1 protein-coding gene is annotated in these 1,551 nt (G+C 46.6%); it reads left to right on the top strand.

Annotated elements, in window-relative coordinates:
• Positions 1 to 1,551 (top strand): YDG domain-containing protein (locus VC182_RS11450; RefSeq protein ID WP_323485368.1); only part of this gene is annotated, 1,551 nt, incomplete at both ends.

Raw genomic sequence — 1,551 nt, 5'->3', positions numbered from 1 at the left:
ACAATTACTGCAAATAACCAAGCCTCTTTTATTACACAACCTGCAGGCACATTATCTTATTCATCCATTGGCTTGCTAGGTAGCGACACAATTTCTGCTGTAACTCTGGCAACGGCTGCATCGAATATCCAACCGGCTGGTCAATATGCCATTACCGCATCTAATGCAACTGGAGCAGCAATTGGTAACTACCAGGTAACGTATGCGCCAGGCACATACACTATTGTTCCTGCTGGTCAGCTTCTGATTCAGAGTAGTGGGGCGGTGACGCCTTATACAACTGCAGCAACTTTTGCCAACCCAACGGTAGCTTATGCAACCTCTAGTGGCGCTGTGATTAATAATCTTTACCTCACAGCGAGCAGCACGGTAAATGGTATCACTACCTATACTTATTCTGATGGAGCAGGTGCAAGCTTGAGCTTTAACTTTGCGCCTACTAACCCAGTTATGAGTGGTTCAAATAATGTAAGCGTTGGCACCTATGGCCTATCTGCAGCCAACTTTGTAATCACCGGCAATAACATCACCAACATCTCTCCAGTGGTCACTGGGGACCTAACGGTTACTCCACGGGCAATCACAATCATTGCGACACCTGCCACCTATGTATATAACGGTACCGTCAGAGTATTGGCTAATAACGCCGCCACCGCTGGTATTGTTGCGGGGGATTTGGTAACTATTTCAGATACAACGGCAGGCAAGAATGTCGGTAATTATTTCTCTGCATTGGCAACGGCTGGCGCAGACGCTAGAAACTACCAAACAAGCTTTGTAAATGCTAATTTGGCGATTACTCCATACGTATTGGGCTCGGGAGCAGGCGGCCCGGCAATTAGCGCTTCTGCAAATAATAGGGTCTACAACACAACTACTGACGCAACCGGTAGCTTGGCGATGACTGGTTTATTCCCGGGCGATGTTGTGACAGCTAATTACACAAGCGCATCATTTGCTAGCCCTAATGCTAATAACGGTACGACAGTGACGTTTAACGGCGTTACCTTGTCTGGTGCTGCTGCAGCAAACTATGTATTGGGAGCAGCGCCGGTAACAACGACTGCCAACATTACTAAAGCGCCCGTGACGATTAGTGGGTTGCTTGCTCAGAACAAGGTATTTGATGGCACTACTGCGGCCATCATCACGGGCAACCCTGTAATAGCGGGGCTATTAGGATCTGATGTTTCTACTTTATCGGGCTCTGTACTTGCTGGTATTTTTGCCAGTGCAAATCCGGCTGATAGAATTTTGGTTAAAGCTATGTTAGATGCTTTAATTTTAGGAAACCCTAACTATTACATTGCCGATGTGACTTTCCCATTGGTTGCGGATATTACATCTCCACCACAAACCATCAATAACATGGCAATTGTGCAGCAGCAGGTTGCTGCGGAAGCCCCACAAGAGCGTCCAACAGACTTAATTAAAAAGGGTGAAATTATCTACGTCCGCGACAAGGATAATCTCCCTGAGTATATGCAGGCTATTGAAGTGCCATCATCCGGCGCATTTAAATTCCCTGTTCCGGATCAAATTATTCAAGAG

Origin of the sequence: Polynucleobacter sp. AP-Nickl1-40-C4, from assembly GCF_035012665.1 — a bacterium.
GTDB lineage: Bacteria > Pseudomonadota > Gammaproteobacteria > Burkholderiales > Burkholderiaceae > Polynucleobacter.
This window is presented reverse-complemented; position numbering and strand designations above follow the sequence as displayed.